Here is a 15,774-nt window from a genome sequence, read left to right on the forward strand (position 1 = left end):
TGCGGCGTGTGGCAGGCGAAGACCAAAATGAAGGCCGGCTTGCTGGCGGAAATCTCCGTCAGCAAGCCGGCCTTGTTCGTTCACGGGAATGAACGGGCGCATTTGCCCGGATCAATCCGTTGTGCGATTACAGCCCCATGCTGGTGAAATCCAGATCGGCGTGCGGCGTGTCGGCCACATTCTCATCGATCATTTCATAGATGTCTTCATCGACGATATCTTCGGCGGGGTGATGGGCGAAAGCCGAGAACGATGCGAGGAAAGAGGTGAGCACTGCAACCTGAAGAATGTTTTTCATAACGGTATTCCCATAAAAGTTGAACATGTCATTCAGCGTGCTGCGATCGCGTGTTGAACGTTCGCGTCTGCTGATGGAGGACATCGTAAGCAAGGGGCGTTTCAGCGGCGTGTCGTGCTGGTTTCAGCTTGTGACAATATGTTTCAGCGGGCATCGCGCCAGACGCGCGCAAGAAAACTGACCCATGGCCAGCTTCGCAACGCGCCGGCAGATTGACTCAATCTCCCGGTGGCAGCGTCCGCGCCACCACCCAGCAGCTCACTTCCCGCGCGCCCGCGCGCTTCAAGGTCGCAGCCAGTTCGTCGAGGCTGGTGCCGGTGGTCATGACGTCGTCGATCAGGGCGATGTGCGAGCCCGCCACGTCGCCCTCGCAGGCGAATGCTCCGCGCACGTTGCGCCGCCGTGCATCGTGCTTCAGGCCCATTTGCGGCGGAGTGTCACGGATGCGCTGACAGTGGGTGGCGCCGAGCGGCAAGTCGAGTTGCCTGGCGACGACGCGGGCGATTTCGGTGGCGTGGTTGAAGCCGCGTTCGCGGATGCGGGTGGGATGCAGCGGCATCGGGATCAGCCAATCGGGGCGCGATTGGGCCGCGACCGCTTCGCTGAGGTGACTGGCCAGCGCGGGCACGATACTGAGCTGGCCGTGATATTTCAGGCGCGGGATCAGGCGATCGAGCGGAAAGGCATACGCCAGCGCGGCCTGGGTGCGGTCGAAAGCGGGCGGGTGTCTGAGGCAGGCGCCGCAGACTTCACCCGCCGGGGTGGGGAGTGCGCATTGTGGGCACTGGGGCTGACGGTGCCAGGGCAGCTCGGCGTGGCAGGCGCGGCAAACGGATTGCGCATCTGAATGGGTACCGCACAGCAGGCAATGCTGGCCGAACGTGCGATTAAAAAATGATCTGATGTTCAAAATAGTGGTGCGCCGAATTTGACAGTCTGGGAGCGTGCCTCGACAATCCTGCCCATGAAAGCCAAACGCGTCATCTCTGCCTCGTCCTCCCGTTTCGCCTCGCAGCTGTTCAACGTCATCACCGTCGTGGTGATGCTGGTTTCGCTGACCGCGCTGCTGCTGGGCAAGCTCATGGCCGGGCACAAGATCGGATTCCTGCCGTTTGTGCTGTCGCTGCCGCCGGTGATGCTGTGGCTGGGCGCGTCGATTTTCGTCTACGCCAGCATTGCCCATCACCCCAACACGCTGACCACGCATTACAACAAGTGGGCAGGCTACCGGTTTTACGGCGTGATGGGCAGTCTGGTGGTGGTCGGGCCGGCCCTGTATGGCCTGATGGGGGGCTGGCAGGGCTTGATGCTGGTGCTGGGACTGGCAGTGGCGATCATCGTGCCGTGGGCGCTGTTCGATATTTACAAGGCCGCGCGCGAACCGTGGGCGGATATGACCATCGAGGTGGAGCTATGAGCAGCAAGCCGGGCTCCCTCGCAGCGGGTGCACTCGCCCGCGAAGAACAAGGCCAGTCGCCGTACGGCGCTCGCATCACAATGATGACTTTACAAGGCGACACTCAATGAATGACATGACTCAACCCGTTGCACGCCGCTCGGTGGCCGATATCGAGGCCCTGTTTGTCTTGCCGTTTGCCGACCTGATGTATCAGGCGCAAACCGTTCACCGCGCGCATTTCGACCCCAACCGGGTGCAGCTCTCGACGCTGCTGTCGATCAAGACCGGCGGCTGTTCCGAGGATTGCGGCTATTGCCCGCAGTCGGTGCGCTACGACGCCGGCGTCGAAACCCAGGGCTTGCTGGATCTGGAAGATGTGTTGACTGCAGCCCGCGCCGCCAAGGCGGCCGGCGCCTCGCGTTTCTGCATGGGCGCGGCATGGCGTGGCCCCAAGCAGCGCGAACTCGAACCGGTATTGGAAATGGTGCGCTCGGTGCGCGCGCTGGGGCTGGAAACCTGCGCCACGCTGGGCATGTTGAAAGACGGCCAGGCCGAGCAGCTGAAGGAAGCCGGGCTCGACTACTACAACCACAACCTCGACACCGCGCCCGAGTTCTACGGCGACATCATCACCACGCGCCAGTACCAGGATCGTCTCGACACGCTGGAACGCGTGCGCCAGGCCGACCTGCACGTGTGCTGCGGCGGCATCGTCGGCATGGGCGAATCGCTGACCCAGCGCGCCGGCCTGATCGCCCAGTTGGCGAGCCTCGACCCGCAGCCCGAGTCGGTGCCGATCAATCTGCTGGTGCAGGTCGAGGGGACGCCGCTGGCTCACACCGAGGCGCTCGATCCGCTGGAATTCGTGCGCACCATCGCGGTTGCGCGCATCTGCATGCCGAAGAGTTTCGTGCGCTTGTCGGCCGGCCGTCAGCAGATGAGCGACGCGGTGCAGGCGCTGTGTTTCCTTGCCGGCGCCAACTCGATCTTCTATGGCGAAAAGCTGCTGACCACCGGCAACCCCGAGTGGGAACGCGATCAGCGCCTGTTCGACAGCCTGGGCCTGACGGCGTTGTGAGCTGGGTTGGGTTGTGAGTAGCGCTGCGCTGACCCGCCTGCAGGATGGGCTGGCGGCGCTGCAGGCCGATCATCTTGAACGCCGGCGCCGCCTGCTCGACGGCGCGCAGGGCGCTCACGTCACGATCGACGGCCAGCGCGTCGTCTCCTTCTGCAGCAACGACTATCTCGGGCTTGCCGCCGATCCGGCGCTGGTCGCCGCCGCGCACGCCGCGCTCGATATATGCGGCGTCGGTGCCGGCGCGGCGCACCTCATCACCGGCCATCACCGCTTTCACGACGACTTCGAAGCCGCCTTCGCGCGCTTCGTCGGCAAGCCGGCGGCGCTGCTGTTTTCCACCGGCTACCTCGCCAACCTCGGCGTGCTGACCGCGCTTGCCGCCAAGAAGGGTGAAGTCTTTGCCGACAAGCTCAACCACGCCTCGCTGGTCGATGCCGCGCAGCTGTCGGGCGCGAGCTTCACGCGCTATCGACACGGCGATCTGTCGCAGCTGGAGGGCCAGCTGGCGGCCAGCACGGCGCTGGACAAAGTCATCGCTTCCGACCTGGTGTTCAGCATGGACGGCGACCTCGCGCCGGTCGACGCGCTGCTCGATCTGGCAGAGCGTTACGACGCTTGGCTGTATCTCGACGACGCGCACGGGTTTGGCGTGCTGGGCGACGGCCGCGGCGGTCTGACCGCGCGCGCGCGCGCCAGCGATCGGGTGATCTATCTCGCCACGCTCGGCAAGGCTGCCGGCGTTTCCGGGGCGGCGGTCGCGGCGCACGTCAGCGTGATTGATTGGCTGGTCCAGAAAGCGCGCCCGTACATCTACACCACCGCCTCGCCGCCGCTTTTGGCCGCCTGCCTGCTGGAAAGCCTGCGCCAGATCGAGGCGGGCGAGGCCCGGCGCGCGCGGCTGCGCAGCCACATCGCGCAGTTGCGCGAAGGTCTTGTCGACCTGAAGCTGGGTGCGCTAATGCCGTCGGACACGCCGATCCAGCCGCTGGTGATCGGCGCCAATGCCGACGCGGTGCGTGCGTCGCAGGCGCTGTTGCAGCATGGCTTGCTGGTGCCAGCGATCCGCACGCCGACCGTGCCGGCGAATACCGCGCGGCTGCGCATCACCCTGTCCGCGGCGCACAGCGCGGACGACGTCGCCCAGCTGATCGAGGCGCTGCATGCGCTTGGCTAAACCGCATCTCGCGATGCTGCATGGCTGGGGCATGAATGCGCGTGTGTTCGACACGCTGACGGAATGGCTGGCAGACGACTTCGAGCTGCACGCCCTCAGCTTGCCTGGACATGGCGGACGCGCTGCGCTGCCGCACAACACGCTGCAAAGCTGGGCGGATGATCTGGCGCAGCAGCTGCCGCCGCAAAGCACGCTGCTCGGCTGGTCGCTCGGCGGGCAGGTGGCGATGCGCGCGGCGCTCGATCATCCGCACGCCATCGCGCGGCTGGTGCTGCTGTCCTCCACCCCTGCGTTCGTGGCGACAGCGGAGTGGCCGGCCGGCATGGCGCTGGACGATCTGGAGGCTTTCGGCCGCAGCCTGATCGCCGATCCGGACGCCACCCTGATGCGCTTTCTCAGCCTGCAGACGCGCGGCATGGCGGAGCAGAAACCCGTGCTGCAGCGATTGCGCCAGACCTTCGCTGCGGTGCCATCGGCGGACGCCGGGGCGCTGGCAAGCGGGCTGGATATCCTGCGCGACACCGATCTGCGCGCCAGCGTGCCGCATCTGACCCAGCCCACGCTGGTGCTGCATGGCGCGCTCGACACGCTGACGCCGCCTGCAGCGGGTGACTGGCTGGCCGCGCACGTGCCGAATGCGCAGCGGCGGATTCTGTCGCGCGCGGCCCACGCGCCGCAGCTGTCGCACAGCGCTGAAGTGGCTGCGGCAATCCGGGAATTTGCAGCACATGGCTGAACGCGAACTCGACTCCCGCGAGCTCGGCCACCGTGAACTCGGTCCGCGTGAACTCGATTCACGTGAAGTCAGGCGCGCGTTCGACCACGCCGCCGCCTGTTACGACGCGTATGCAGTATTGCAGCGCGAGGTGTGCGACCGCCTGCTGGAGCGGCTCGATTTCATGACGCTGCAGCCCGAACGGGTGCTCGATGTCGGCTGCGGCACCGGCTACGGGCTGGCGCACTTGCGCGAACGCTATGCCACGGCCGAACTCTGCGCGCTCGACCTCGCCCCGGCCATGCTGAAAGCCGCGCAGGCGAAACTGCCACAGGCAGGCTGGGCGCAACGCGCACGCGATCTGCTCACGGTCCGGCGCACACCGCCGACGCACATGCTCTGTGCCGATATGGAGCGGCTGCCGCTGGCGGTCAGTAGCGTCAACCTGCTCTGGTCGAGTTTGGCCCTGCAGTGGGCAGGCGATCTCGAAGCAACACTGAAGGACTTTCACCGCGTGCTGGCGCCTGGCGGCCTGCTGATTTTCGCCACCTTCGGCCCGGATACCCTGAAGGAGTTACGCACGGCGTTTGCGGCGGTCGACGATGCGCCGCACGTCAACCGCTTCGTCGATCTGCACGACATCGGCGACATGCTGGTGCACGCGGGCTTTGCCAGCCCGGTCATGGAAATGGAGATGCTGACGCTGACCTACGCCGACCTCAAATCCCTGATGCGCGACCTCAAGGGCATCGGTGCGCATAACGCGGCCGCATCGCGCAAGCGCGGCCTGCTCGGCAAGGCGGCGTGGGCAAAGCTGGAGCAGGCCTACGACGCGTTGCGTCAGGCGGGACGCCTGCCTGCCACCTACGAGGTGATCTACGGTCATGCCTGGGTCGGCGATAAAACCCGGCGCGAGGACGGCAGGCAGGTGATCCAGTTCAACATCAACCAGCGTCGCCGCGAGGCTGGACTGGCATGAGCGGCCTGTTCGTGACGGGCACCGATACCGGTGTCGGCAAAACCCGGGTGGCGGTGGCGTTGATTCATGCGCTGCGCGCGCAGGGCTTGCGGGTGGCGGCGATGAAGCCGGTGGCGGCGGGCAGCGAGCTGGGCGAACTGAACGACGATGTCAGTGCGCTGCTGCAGGCGGCCAACGTGTCCGCCGATCTGCGCGACGTCAATCCCTATTCCTTCGCGTCGCCGATTGCGCCGCACCTCGCCGCGCAGCAGGCCGGCATCCGGATCGAGTTGCCCGTCATTGTGGCCGCCTATGCACGACTCGCAGCGGCGGCCGATGTAGTGGTGGTGGAGGGGGCGGGCGGCTGGCGCGTGCCCTTGAACGCGCACGAAGACATGGCCGATCTGGCGCAAGCGCTCGGTTTGCCGGTCGTGCTGGTGGTCGGATTACGGCTGGGTTGCCTCAACCATGCGCTGCTCACGGCCGAATCGATCGACCGGCGGGGCCTGCCATGGGCAGGCTGGGTGGGCAACGCAATCGACCCGGAGATGGCTGTTCGGGCTGCCAACCTGGAAGCCTTGCAGACGCGTTTGCCCGCGCCCTGTCTGGGTGTGCAGGAATTTTCTCCCGTGCCGACGCAGCACGCCGACGCACCCGACTGGCTACAGCTGCCACCTAAGTTAGTATCTTAGAATAGTCTTGAATAACGATATTTAATAATTAAATCAATAAGTTAAACGTGCTCCTCGGTTGTTTGAAGGCGGTGCATCGTGTACTGTCCGTGGCAGATTGCCGCACCCGGTTTGCTGGTTTCCGGCCTTGATTTCACCTTGAGTCTGAGCGCGAGTGAAGTCAGGTAGCGCGGCACATGTTGCGGCATACCGATAACACGCGCCGCGACATCGACCCATAACAGCGATGAGAGGACGGGGAGCGCGATGAGCATCAGGCAACGGGCAGTGATGGCGGGGACGGCGTGGGCAGTGAGCCAGCCGGTGTGGGCGGAATACGCTTACAACCTGCAGATACCGGCAAGCAAAGTGGCGCAGGACGTATTCGATCTGCACAACCTGATCATGCTGGTATGTCTGGGCATTTTCATCGTGGTGTTCGGCGCGATGTTCTATTCGCTGTTGAAACACCGCAAATCGGTCGGCCACAAGGCGGCCCACTTCCACGAGAACACGACGGTCGAGGTGATCTGGACGGTGATCCCGTTCGTGATCCTGATGGGCATGGCCTACCCGGCGGCCAAAGTGGTGATCGACATGAAGGACACCAGCAACCCCGACATCTCGATCAAGATCACCGGTTATCAATGGAAGTGGGGTTACACCTATCTCAACGACGGCGTCAGCTTTTACAGCACGCTTTCGACGCCGCGCGACCAGATCGAAGGCACGGCCGCCAAGGGCGAGAACTATCTGCTGGAAGTCGATGAACCCATGGTGGTGCCGGTGGGCAAGCGGGTGCGCCTGCTGATTACCGCCAACGACGTGATCCATTCCTGGTGGGTGCCCGCGCTCGGCGCCAAACAGGATGCCATTCCCGGTTTTATCCGTGACAGCTGGTTCAAGGCCGACAAGATCGGCACGTACCGCGGCCAGTGCGTCGAGCTGTGCGGCAAGGATCACGGCTTCATGCCGATTGTGGTCGAGGTGGTATCGGAAGCAGATTACCAGGCATGGGTGGAGAAAAAGAAAGGCGCTGCGAGCAGCGCGGCCGCCGACAATGACAAAACCTTCGATCAGGCCGAATTGATGGCGCGCGGCGAGAAAGTCTATGCCGGCAACTGCGCCGCCTGTCACCAGGCAAACGGCATGGGGCTGCCCGGTGTGTTTCTTCCGATCAATGGTTCGAAAGTGGCAACCGGTCCGGTCGATGCACACATCAGCACCGTGTTGAACGGCCGTCCTGGTACCGCGATGGCGGCGTTCGGCGGACAGCTATCTGACGCGGACATCGCCGCAGTCGTGACTTACCAGCGCAATGCCTGGGACAACAAGACCGGCGACGCGGTACAACCCGCCCAGATCGCCGCAGCCCGCGGGGGCGCTGAAGCGGCTGCCCCCGCTGCGCAATAAACACCGAGAGGAGAACAGACCATGTCTGATGCAGCACACGTCCACGGCCATGACGATCATGCGCACCACGCGCACCCGAACGGGATCATGCGCTGGCTGACCACCACCAACCACAAGGACATTGGCACGATGTACCTGTGGTTTGCGCTGATCATGCTGTTTTCCGCCGGAACGATGGCGCTGCTGATCCGTGCAGAGCTGTTTCAGCCGGGTTTGCAACTCACCAACCCCGATTTTTTCAATCAACTCACCACCATGCATGGCCTGATCATGATCTTCGGCGCCATCATGCCGGCCTTCACCGGCTTTGCGAACTGGCAGGTGCCGCTGATGCTGGGCGCGCCCGACATGGCGTTTCCACGCATGAACAACTGGAGTTTCTGGTTACTGCCGGTGGCAGGTTTGATGTTGATGTCTTCGTTCCTCCTCCCGGGTGGCGCAGTTGCTGGCGGCTGGACGATGTATCCGCCGCTGTTCATCCAGGGGGGGATTTCCTACGATCTGACGATTCTTGCTGTCCATATCATGGGCCTGTCGTCGATCATGGGTTCGATCAACATCATCACCACCATCCTCAATATGCGGGCGCCCGGCCTCACGTTGATGAAGATGCCGCTGTTCTGCTGGACCTGGCTGATCACCGCCTATCTGCTGATTGCCACCATGCCGGTGCTGGCGGGTGCCGTGACCATGCTGTTGACCGACCGCAACTTCGGCACCAGCTTCTTCAATGCTGCCGGCGGCGGCGACCCGGTGATGTTCCAGCATATCTTCTGGTTCTTCGGGCATCCTGAGGTGTATATCCTGATCCTGCCCGCGTTCGGTATTGTCTCCAGCATTATCCCGACTTTCGCGCGCAAGCCTTTGTTTGGTTATGCCTCGATGGTGTACGCCACGGCGTCGATTGCAATACTCTCGTTCATCGTCTGGGCGCACCATATGTTCGCCGTGGGCATGCCCGCGGCCGCGCAGCTGTTCTTCATGTTCTCGACCATGCTGATTGCGGTGCCGACCGGGGTGAAAGTGTTCAACTGGGTCGCCACGATGTGGCAGGGTTCGATGACGTTCGAGACCCCGATGCTGTTCGCCATCGCCTTCGTCTGTCTGTTCACCATCGGTGGCTTCTCCGGCCTTGTGTTGGCGATTGCACCGGTCGACATCCAGTTGCACGACACCTACTACGTGGTGGCGCACTTCCATTATGTGCTGGTGTCTGGCGCGCTGTTTTCGATCTTCGCCGGCATTTATTACTGGCTGCCAAAGTGGAGCGGGCACATGTACGACGAGACGCTCGGCAAATGGCATTTCTGGCTGTCGGTGATCGGCATGAATATCGTGTTCTTCCCGATGCACTTTCTCGGACTGGCCGGCATGCCGCGCCGCATTCCCGACTATGCGCTGCAGTTCACCGAGTTCAACCAGATTGCCACGGTGGGCGCGTTCATTTTCGGTTTCAGCCAGCTGATTTTCCTGGTGGTGGTGCTGAAAGCCGCCCGCGGCGGCGTCAAGGCAACCGACCGTGTGTGGGAAGGTGCCGAGGGTCTGGAATGGACCTTGCCCTCGCCCGCGCCGTACCACACCTTTGAAACGGCGCCGGTGGTGAAGTGAGCGGAGGGTCAAGCGTGATGGCGAACAAATTCAACGGCAAATACCGTACGGCCATTCTGCTGGCAGCGTGGGCGCTGGGTCTCTTCATCTTCACGCTGTATTCCGGGCTGAAATAGACCATGTCTGGGGGTAACGCCAAAACCCTGAGCAAGCTCGTCTTCGTGACGCTGCTGATGTTCGGGTTCGGCTTTGCCCTGGTGCCGTTTTATTACAAGATTTGCGAGGCAACCGGCATCAATGCGGGAGCCGAGCAAAGCCTGGTCAGCAATACACAGGTCGATACCAGCCGCTGGGTCACGCTGGAATTCGACGCCAACACCAACACGTCGCTGCCGTGGCAGTTCAAACCGCTGCAAAACAGCATCAAGGTGCATCCGGGCCAACTGGTCCAGGTGGAGTACGAGGTGGTCAATACCAGCAACCAGCCGGTAGTGGGACAGGCGGTGCCCAGTTACGGGCCGGCGCGTGCGGCGGCATTCTTCAAGAAAATCGAGTGCTTCTGCTTTACCCCGCAAACGCTGGCCGCCGGCGAGCGGCGCCGGATGCCGGTGCTGTTCGTACTGGACCGCACGATGGATCGGGACGTCCACACCGTGACCCTGTCGTACACCTTTTTCGATGTCGGGACGAAGGCGCGGGTGAGCGGCGTACAGCGAGGCGTGCCGCATGGCTGAGAAAAGCAATCTCAAGGTGGTGCTTGCGGTGTTCTGGAGTTTCTTTGGCGTGCGCAAGCGGCGTGACTACGATACCGATGCGCAAAGTCTGACGCCGGTACAGGTGGTCATTGCCGGATTGATCGGCGGCGTGGTGTTTGTTTCGACGATGTTGCTGGTGGTGTATCTGGCGATGCAGTTCTTGACGTGAGCAATCCATAAACAGGGAATAAGGGGAAGACATGAGCCTGGCGCAAACCGAAAAATATTATTTGCCGCAACCTTCGCTGTGGCCGATCGTCGGCTCGATCGCCCTGTTCCTGATGGCGGTCGGCGGCGTGATGACCATGCGCGAAATCGACCACGGCGGCTGGGTGCTGCTGGCCGGCTTGGGAGTGCTGTTCTTCATGATGTTCGGCTGGTTCGGCGAGGTGATCCGCGACAGCGAAGCCGGGCGCTACAACAAGCAGGTCGACGCCTCGTTCCGCTGGTCGATGAGCTGGTTCATTTTTTCCGAAGTGATGTTTTTTGCTGCCTTCTTCGGCGCGCTGTTTTATACCCGCGTGCTGTCGGTGCCGTGGCTGGGAGAGGGCGACACCATGCAGCAGCTGTGGCCCGAATTCAAGGCAACATGGCCGACGGCCGGCCCCGGGCTGACGCAGGACGGATTCCAGTTCACGCCGATGGGTGCGTGGGGTATTCCGGCCATCAACACGCTGTTGCTGCTGAGCTCGGGCGTGACCGTGACCTGGGCGCACTGGGGACTGAAAAAGAATAGCCGCACTCAACTGATTGCCGGTCTGGCGCTGACGGTACTGTTGGGCGTGGTGTTTATTGCGCTGCAGGCCTATGAGTATCATCACGCCTATACCGAGATGGGCCTGACGCTGGGTGCCGGGGTGTATGGCTCGACCTTCTTCATGCTGACCGGCTTCCACGGCTTTCACGTGCTGGTCGGCACGACCATGCTGCTGGTGATGTTGCTGCGTGCGATCGCCGGACATTTCAGTGCCGACCATCACTTCGCGTTCGAGGCGGTGTCGTGGTATTGGCACTTCGTCGATGTGGTGTGGGTGATGCTGTTCATCCTGGTCTACTGGATGATCTGAGCCATCGGATACCGTAAAAAAGCCGCCAGACCGGCGGCTTTTTTACGGGGAAATTCAACGCAGCCCGCTTTGCGGAACGATGCCGAAGTAATATCCGGCCATCAACAGGATGAACAGCGCGAGCGAGAGTCCGACCCGTATCGTCAGCATTTTGACGGTGCGGTCGGTCTGGCCTTTGTCCTTGATCAGGTAATAGAGCGCGCTGGCGAGACTGCCCAGAATGAACACGATGAACAGCAGGGCAAGTATGCGCATGGCGCGGTTTCCTCGACAAAATTTCAGTCTAACCGGATTGCCGTCACGATGCATGGTTTGAGACTGCGCGCCGGCGGGTGGCAGTTTGCACCTGCGTTGTGGCCGACCGTGGCGGCGCTGTTTTTTTTCGTGCTGACGCTGTGGCTGGGCAACTGGCAGAGCGGTCGTGCCGAAGCCAAGCGCGCCCTGCAGGCGCAATACGATGCGGCTACGCAGGACCCGCCGATTCATGTCGGCAAGATCCTGCTGACACGCGACGATTTGTTATACCGCAAGATCGAAGTGCAGGGCCGCTTCGACGATGCGCACACCATCTTGCTGGATAACCGGGTACAGGGCGGCGTGGCGGGCTATCACGTGCTGACGCCGCTGAAGATCGATGGCAGCCCGTTGGCCATTCTGGTCAACCGGGGCTGGATCGCAGCGGGTCGCTCGCGCGCGCAGCTGCCGGTGGTTCCGGTGCCGCATGGCACGGTGAGGCTGGAAGGCATGGCGGTTGATCCGCATAGCCGGTATCTGGAACTGGCTCACGCTACGCCGCAGGGACGCGTCTGGCAGAATCTGGACTTTGCACGCTACACGGTTCTAACCGGCCAGACGCTGCAGCCCGTGCTGCTGCAACAGACGAATTTCCAGCCGGATGGCCTGCAACGCGACTGGCCGCGCCCCGACACCAGCGTCAGCATGCATCTCGGCTATGCCTTCCAGTGGTACAGTCTGGCGACGACATTGGCGGTGCTGTGGGTAGTGATGAATGTGAAGCGCGAGCGCAATGCCAACGCGCCAGCTGTGGAATGAATCGAGTATGCAATTAACTTCGCGCAGTAAATTCCTGTTCCTGATTGGCGTATTCATGGTGCCGGTGGTCGCAGCCTATTTCGCCTATTTCGGCTGGCGCCCGGCGGGCCATACCAACTACGGCGAACTGTTGAAGGTTGCGCCCTTGCAGTCGACAACGGGCAAAACGCTCGATACCCGTCCCGTCGACCTGGACGCCTTGCAGGGCAAGTGGGTGATGGTGCATGTCGGGTCGGCGAACTGCGACGCGGCGTGCCGGCAGCAACTGTATTTGATGCGGCAGGTGCGGATCACCCAGGGCAAGGAACAGTCACGCATCGAGCGACTGTGGGTGGTGAGCGACAGCGGCACCCCCGATGCGGTTTTACTGCAGGCTCATCCCGGCTTGGTGGTGTGGCGGCCAGCTGACGCTGATTTTGTTGCCCAGTTTCCTGCGGTCCGGGAGCGGGATGAGCATATCTATCTGGTCGATCCGCTCGGCAACCTGATGCTGCGGTTTCCCGCACAGCCGGATGCCAAGCGCATGATGAAAGACCTCAAGTTGTTGCTCAAAGCCTCCCAGATCGGTTGATCCCAATTCGCCATGACGTTCTATCGCAAGCTTATTCTGGCTGCCCTTGTCCTGACCTTGTGTGTCGTGAGCCTGGGTGCGTATGTCCGCCTGTCCGACGCGGGACTGGGATGCCCGGACTGGCCGGGCTGTTACGGCGCACTGACGCCGCATCACGCGGCCGATGCCATCAATGCCGAATTGGCAGTGCGACCCGATGGCCCGGTGTCCCACGCCAAAGCCTGGAAGGAAATGGTCCACCGCTATTTTGCCGGCACGCTGGGGATGCTGGTGCTGCTGATTTTTGTGCTGGCCTGGCGCGGGCGGCGAGAGACAAATGGCGGCCCGGGGCTGCCTTTTCTATTGCTGGTGCTGATCGTGTTTCAGGCATTGCTGGGCATGTGGACCGTCACACAGATGCTGAAGCCGCTGGTGGTCAGCGCGCATTTGCTGGGCGGTATGGCCACGCTGTCCTTGCTGCTTTGGTTGTGGCTGCGTGAACGCGGGCAGGCCAGTCATGCCTATTTCGCCAGTGTCGATCATTTGCGGCGCGGCGCTGGCCTCGGGCTGTTGCTGATCGTTGCGCAGATCGCACTGGGCGGTTGGGTGAGCACTAACTATGCGGCGCTGGCATGCACCGATTTCCCGCTGTGTCAGGGTGTGTGGGTGCCCGCCATGGACTTCGAGCATGGCTTTACCCTGCATCGTGAACTGGGGGAAACCGCCTCGGGTGATTTGCTGCCGCTGGCCGCCCTGACTGCGATTCACTGGACCCACCGCTTGATGGCCTTGCTGGTCAGCCTGGTTTTGGGCTGGCTGGTGGTACGTCTGTTTCGAACTCCGGGCTATGCAGGCACGGCCGTGGTCATCAGCATTCTGCTGCTGGTCCAGGTTTCGCTGGGTATCAGCAATGTCCTGCTCAGCCTGCCGCTGGCGGTGGCGGTGGCCCACAACACGGGTGCGGCGCTGTTGCTCGCCAGTCTGGTGTGGCTGAACTTCAAAGTACGCAGGAGATAAGCATGGAATCCCTGATGATCGCGGGTGCGGCCTGTCGCTGCCAGCAGTTTCTGGCGCTGTGCAAACTGCGCGTGGTCAGCCTGATCGTGTTCACGGCAGTGATCGGCATGTTTCTCGCCGTGCCCGGGTGGCCGGCCTGGAATGTGCTGTGGGCTGGCACGCTGGGCATTGCACTGGTGGCGGGCGCGGCAGCGGCATTCAATTGTCTGATCGAGCAGAAGATCGACGCCGTCATGGCGCGAACGCGGGCACGCCCGCTGCCGCGTGGCGAACTCAGCAATGCGCAAACCTTGGTATTTTCCGGCGTCGTCGGCGGGCTCGGGCTGACGTTGCTGAATGTGTTCGTCAATCCGCTCACCATGTGGCTGACCTTGGCTACTTTCGTTGGCTATGCGGTGATTTATACAGCCATTCTCAAACCGGCCACGCCGCAAAACATCGTCATCGGCGGGGCATCCGGCGCGATGCCACCCGTGCTCGGCTGGGCAGCGGCTACAGGGGAGGTACATCACGATGCGCTGCTGCTGTTCCTGATCATTTTTGCCTGGACGCCCCCGCATTTCTGGGCGCTGGCGCTCTATCGTCGCGACGAATACGCCAAGGCCGGGTTGCCGATGCTGCCGGTGACCCATGGCGAAGCCTATACCCGCCTGCATTTGCTGCTTTACACGCTGCTGTTGTTTGCCGTCAGCCTGCTTCCGGTCGGTACTGGCATGGGGGGCTGGATTTATCTGCTGGGTGCCATCGTGCTGGGTGGCGGGTTCCTGCTTTACAGCTGGCGGTTGTACCGTCGCTATAGCGATGCGCTGGCCAAGGAAACTTTCCGTTTTTCAATCTGGTATTTGAGCGCACTGTTTGCAATCATGCTGGTCGATCATTATTGGCCAATACCCGTTTGATTAATAAGGGGAATTGATCTTGTTTGTAGATATTCGGACAGGATTGTTTTATATTGTGCCCACTCAATTTCTAGGGGCACGAGATGATTCTCTCTCGAACCAGTCAGTATGCCGTGCAGGCGCTGATCTATATGGCCACTCAGCCGGCAACCACGCCAGTACTCAACAAAGACATCGCCAGCCAGCTTGGCGTGCCCGCACCCTACCTCGCCAAAATCCTGCAAAGCCTTGCCAAGGGTAACTTGCTGTTTTCATTCCGGGGTCGGCTGGGCGGGTTTTGCCTGCGCGACGGTGGAGACAAGATTACCCTGATGCAGATCCTGCTGCTGACCGAAGGGCCGGCGTTTACCGAGAGCTGCCTGCTTGGACTGAAAAAGTGCAGCGATGAAACGGCATGCCCGCTGCACTTTCGCTGGGTCCCGGTGAAGAAAAAAATCATCGACCTGCTGCTGGATACGACCCTGGACAAATTGGCGAGAGCCGTTGAGACCGGAAAATACCGACTGGCGGATGTGCCGGGGATGCTATTCGAGCAGCTGAAGCCATGAATCACCGGCTTGCCGCGGCATGCGCGTTGCTGGCTATGGCTTTGACTGCGTGCCAGCCTGCGCCGCAGGCGCCGGTGTTCCAGGCTACCGATATTACGGGGGCGGCGTTTGCCCGAGACTTCAGGCTAACGGACCACAATGGTCAGTCGCGTACGCTGGCGAGCTTCAAAGGCAAGGTGGTGGCCATTTTTTTTGGCTACACGCATTGCCCGGACGTCTGTCCGACCACGCTGTCGGATTTTGCCGCTGCGCTCAAACAATTGGGGCCGTTGGGCGATCGGGTGCAGGTGCTGTTCGTGACCGTCGACCCGCAGCGTGATACGCCAGAGCTGCTGAAATTGTTCGTGCCCGCCTTCGATCCCCGGTTTTTGGGGATGTATACCGATGCAGCCAGTCTGGCCGCCATCGCAAAAGAGTACAAAATCGTCTATCAAAAGACTTCCGTGAAAGATGCGGACAGCTATCTGATCGATCACAGCGCCGGTACCTATGTCTATGATGCCGAAGGCCGTTTGCGCCTGCTGATCCCCTACGGCAGCAGCCCTGACCTGATCGCCCACGATCTCAAAACCCTGGTGGGAGCTTCCTGAACGGGTTTGGTTCCTTGCGGCGGATGTTGGGGCTGCGATAT

General features: G+C 62.0%; 21 protein-coding genes. 17 read left to right on the top strand and 4 right to left on the bottom strand.

The window, feature by feature from the left end; translation table 11 throughout:
* Positions 1-127 precede the first annotated feature (127 nt).
* Both IV098_RS02755 and IV098_RS02760 read right to left on the bottom strand, forming a co-directional pair.
* Positions 128-298 carry a hypothetical protein gene (locus tag IV098_RS02755; RefSeq protein ID WP_296886207.1) on the bottom strand — a complete coding sequence of 57 codons (171 nt, stop codon included), beginning with the start codon at positions 296-298 and terminating at the stop codon, positions 128-130.
* A 217-nt stretch (positions 299-515) separates the two neighbouring features.
* The gene (locus IV098_RS02760) at positions 516-1,208 is read right to left on the bottom strand and encodes a ComF family protein (RefSeq protein ID WP_296886210.1); all 693 of its coding nucleotides are present in this window, start codon (positions 1,206-1,208) and stop codon (positions 516-518) included.
* Positions 1,209-1,262: 54 nt separating this feature from the next.
* Between IV098_RS02760 and IV098_RS02765 the strand changes: the two genes are divergently transcribed.
* The 6 genes from IV098_RS02765 (at position 1,263) to bioD (ending at position 6,314) form a co-directional block, all read left to right on the top strand.
* A complete protein-coding gene (locus IV098_RS02765) occupies positions 1,263-1,715 on the top strand; it encodes a hypothetical protein (protein WP_296886212.1) in 453 nt (150 codons plus the stop codon).
* 106 nt (positions 1,716-1,821) lie between these two features.
* Positions 1,822-2,775, top strand: a complete 954-nt coding sequence (gene bioB / locus IV098_RS02770) for a biotin synthase BioB (RefSeq protein ID WP_296886214.1) — start codon at positions 1,822-1,824, stop codon at positions 2,773-2,775.
* A gap of 13 nt (positions 2,776-2,788) precedes the next feature.
* The gene (gene bioF / locus IV098_RS02775) at positions 2,789-3,949 is read left to right on the top strand and encodes an 8-amino-7-oxononanoate synthase (protein WP_296886216.1); all 1,161 of its coding nucleotides are present in this window, start codon (positions 2,789-2,791) and stop codon (positions 3,947-3,949) included.
* Positions 3,936-4,685: a pimeloyl-ACP methyl ester esterase BioH gene (bioH, locus tag IV098_RS02780; protein ID WP_296886218.1), complete on the top strand. Its 750-nt coding sequence runs from the start codon at positions 3,936-3,938 to the stop codon at positions 4,683-4,685. Before bioF ends, bioH begins: the two co-directional genes overlap by 14 nt.
* The gene (bioC, locus tag IV098_RS02785; RefSeq protein ID WP_296886220.1) at positions 4,678-5,643 is read left to right on the top strand and encodes a malonyl-ACP O-methyltransferase BioC; all 966 of its coding nucleotides are present in this window, start codon (positions 4,678-4,680) and stop codon (positions 5,641-5,643) included. Before bioH ends, bioC begins: the two co-directional genes overlap by 8 nt.
* Entirely contained in the window at positions 5,640-6,314 is a 675-nt protein-coding gene (bioD, locus tag IV098_RS02790; RefSeq protein WP_296886222.1) for a dethiobiotin synthase, read from the top strand. Before bioC ends, bioD begins: the two co-directional genes overlap by 4 nt.
* Before the next feature lie 41 nt (positions 6,315-6,355).
* On the opposite strand, the gene IV098_RS02795 is transcribed toward bioD, so the two are convergent.
* Positions 6,356-6,568 carry a hypothetical protein gene (locus IV098_RS02795; RefSeq protein ID WP_296886224.1) on the bottom strand — a complete coding sequence of 71 codons (213 nt, stop codon included), beginning with the start codon at positions 6,566-6,568 and terminating at the stop codon, positions 6,356-6,358.
* 16 nt (positions 6,569-6,584) lie between these two features.
* Between IV098_RS02795 and coxB the strand changes: the two genes are divergently transcribed.
* The 5 genes from coxB (at position 6,585) to IV098_RS02820 (ending at position 11,076) form a co-directional block, all read left to right on the top strand.
* Positions 6,585-7,706, top strand: a complete 1,122-nt coding sequence (gene coxB, locus IV098_RS02800; RefSeq protein WP_296886326.1) for a cytochrome c oxidase subunit II — start codon at positions 6,585-6,587, stop codon at positions 7,704-7,706.
* Between the two features lie 21 nt (positions 7,707-7,727).
* Positions 7,728-9,314, top strand: coding sequence for a cytochrome c oxidase subunit I (gene ctaD / locus IV098_RS02805; RefSeq protein ID WP_296886226.1), 1,587 nt, complete (start codon positions 7,728-7,730; stop codon positions 9,312-9,314).
* 119 nt (positions 9,315-9,433) lie between these two features.
* Positions 9,434-9,988: a cytochrome c oxidase assembly protein gene (locus IV098_RS02810; protein WP_296886228.1), complete on the top strand. Its 555-nt coding sequence runs from the start codon at positions 9,434-9,436 to the stop codon at positions 9,986-9,988.
* Positions 9,981-10,178 (top strand): DUF2970 domain-containing protein, encoded by a 198-nt coding sequence (locus IV098_RS02815; protein ID WP_296886230.1) that lies wholly within the window; start codon positions 9,981-9,983, stop codon positions 10,176-10,178. Before IV098_RS02810 ends, IV098_RS02815 begins: the two co-directional genes overlap by 8 nt.
* 31 nt (positions 10,179-10,209) lie before the next feature.
* Positions 10,210-11,076 carry a cytochrome c oxidase subunit 3 gene (locus IV098_RS02820; protein WP_296886232.1) on the top strand — a complete coding sequence of 289 codons (867 nt, stop codon included), beginning with the start codon at positions 10,210-10,212 and terminating at the stop codon, positions 11,074-11,076.
* A gap of 54 nt (positions 11,077-11,130) precedes the next feature.
* Here the strand turns inward: IV098_RS02820 and IV098_RS02825 are convergent, their stop codons facing one another.
* Complete coding sequence (locus IV098_RS02825; RefSeq protein ID WP_296886234.1) at positions 11,131-11,331, bottom strand: twin transmembrane helix small protein; 201 nt, start codon at positions 11,329-11,331, stop codon at positions 11,131-11,133.
* Positions 11,332-11,379: 48 nt separating this feature from the next.
* On the opposite strand from IV098_RS02825, the gene IV098_RS02830 reads away from it, so the two are divergent.
* From IV098_RS02830 to IV098_RS02855, 6 genes are all read left to right on the top strand, one after another.
* Positions 11,380-12,129 carry an SURF1 family protein gene (locus IV098_RS02830; RefSeq protein ID WP_296886236.1) on the top strand — a complete coding sequence of 250 codons (750 nt, stop codon included), beginning with the start codon at positions 11,380-11,382 and terminating at the stop codon, positions 12,127-12,129.
* 7 nt (positions 12,130-12,136) lie between these two features.
* The gene (locus IV098_RS02835; protein WP_296886238.1) at positions 12,137-12,700 is read left to right on the top strand and encodes a hypothetical protein; all 564 of its coding nucleotides are present in this window, start codon (positions 12,137-12,139) and stop codon (positions 12,698-12,700) included.
* Between the two features lie 12 nt (positions 12,701-12,712).
* The gene (locus IV098_RS02840) at positions 12,713-13,696 is read left to right on the top strand and encodes a heme A synthase (RefSeq protein WP_296886240.1); all 984 of its coding nucleotides are present in this window, start codon (positions 12,713-12,715) and stop codon (positions 13,694-13,696) included.
* A 2-nt stretch (positions 13,697-13,698) separates the two neighbouring features.
* Positions 13,699-14,595, top strand: a complete 897-nt coding sequence (gene cyoE, locus IV098_RS02845; protein WP_296886242.1) for a heme o synthase — start codon at positions 13,699-13,701, stop codon at positions 14,593-14,595.
* Between the two features lie 83 nt (positions 14,596-14,678).
* Positions 14,679-15,143, top strand: coding sequence for an Rrf2 family transcriptional regulator (locus IV098_RS02850; protein ID WP_296886245.1), 465 nt, complete (start codon positions 14,679-14,681; stop codon positions 15,141-15,143).
* Entirely contained in the window at positions 15,140-15,733 is a 594-nt protein-coding gene (locus IV098_RS02855) for an SCO family protein (RefSeq protein WP_296886248.1), read from the top strand. Before IV098_RS02850 ends, IV098_RS02855 begins: the two co-directional genes overlap by 4 nt.
* Positions 15,734-15,774: the final 41 nt, after the last annotated feature.

Origin of the sequence: Thiobacillus sp. (assembly GCF_018780105.1) — a bacterium.
Lineage (GTDB): Bacteria > Pseudomonadota > Gammaproteobacteria > Burkholderiales > Thiobacillaceae > Thiobacillus.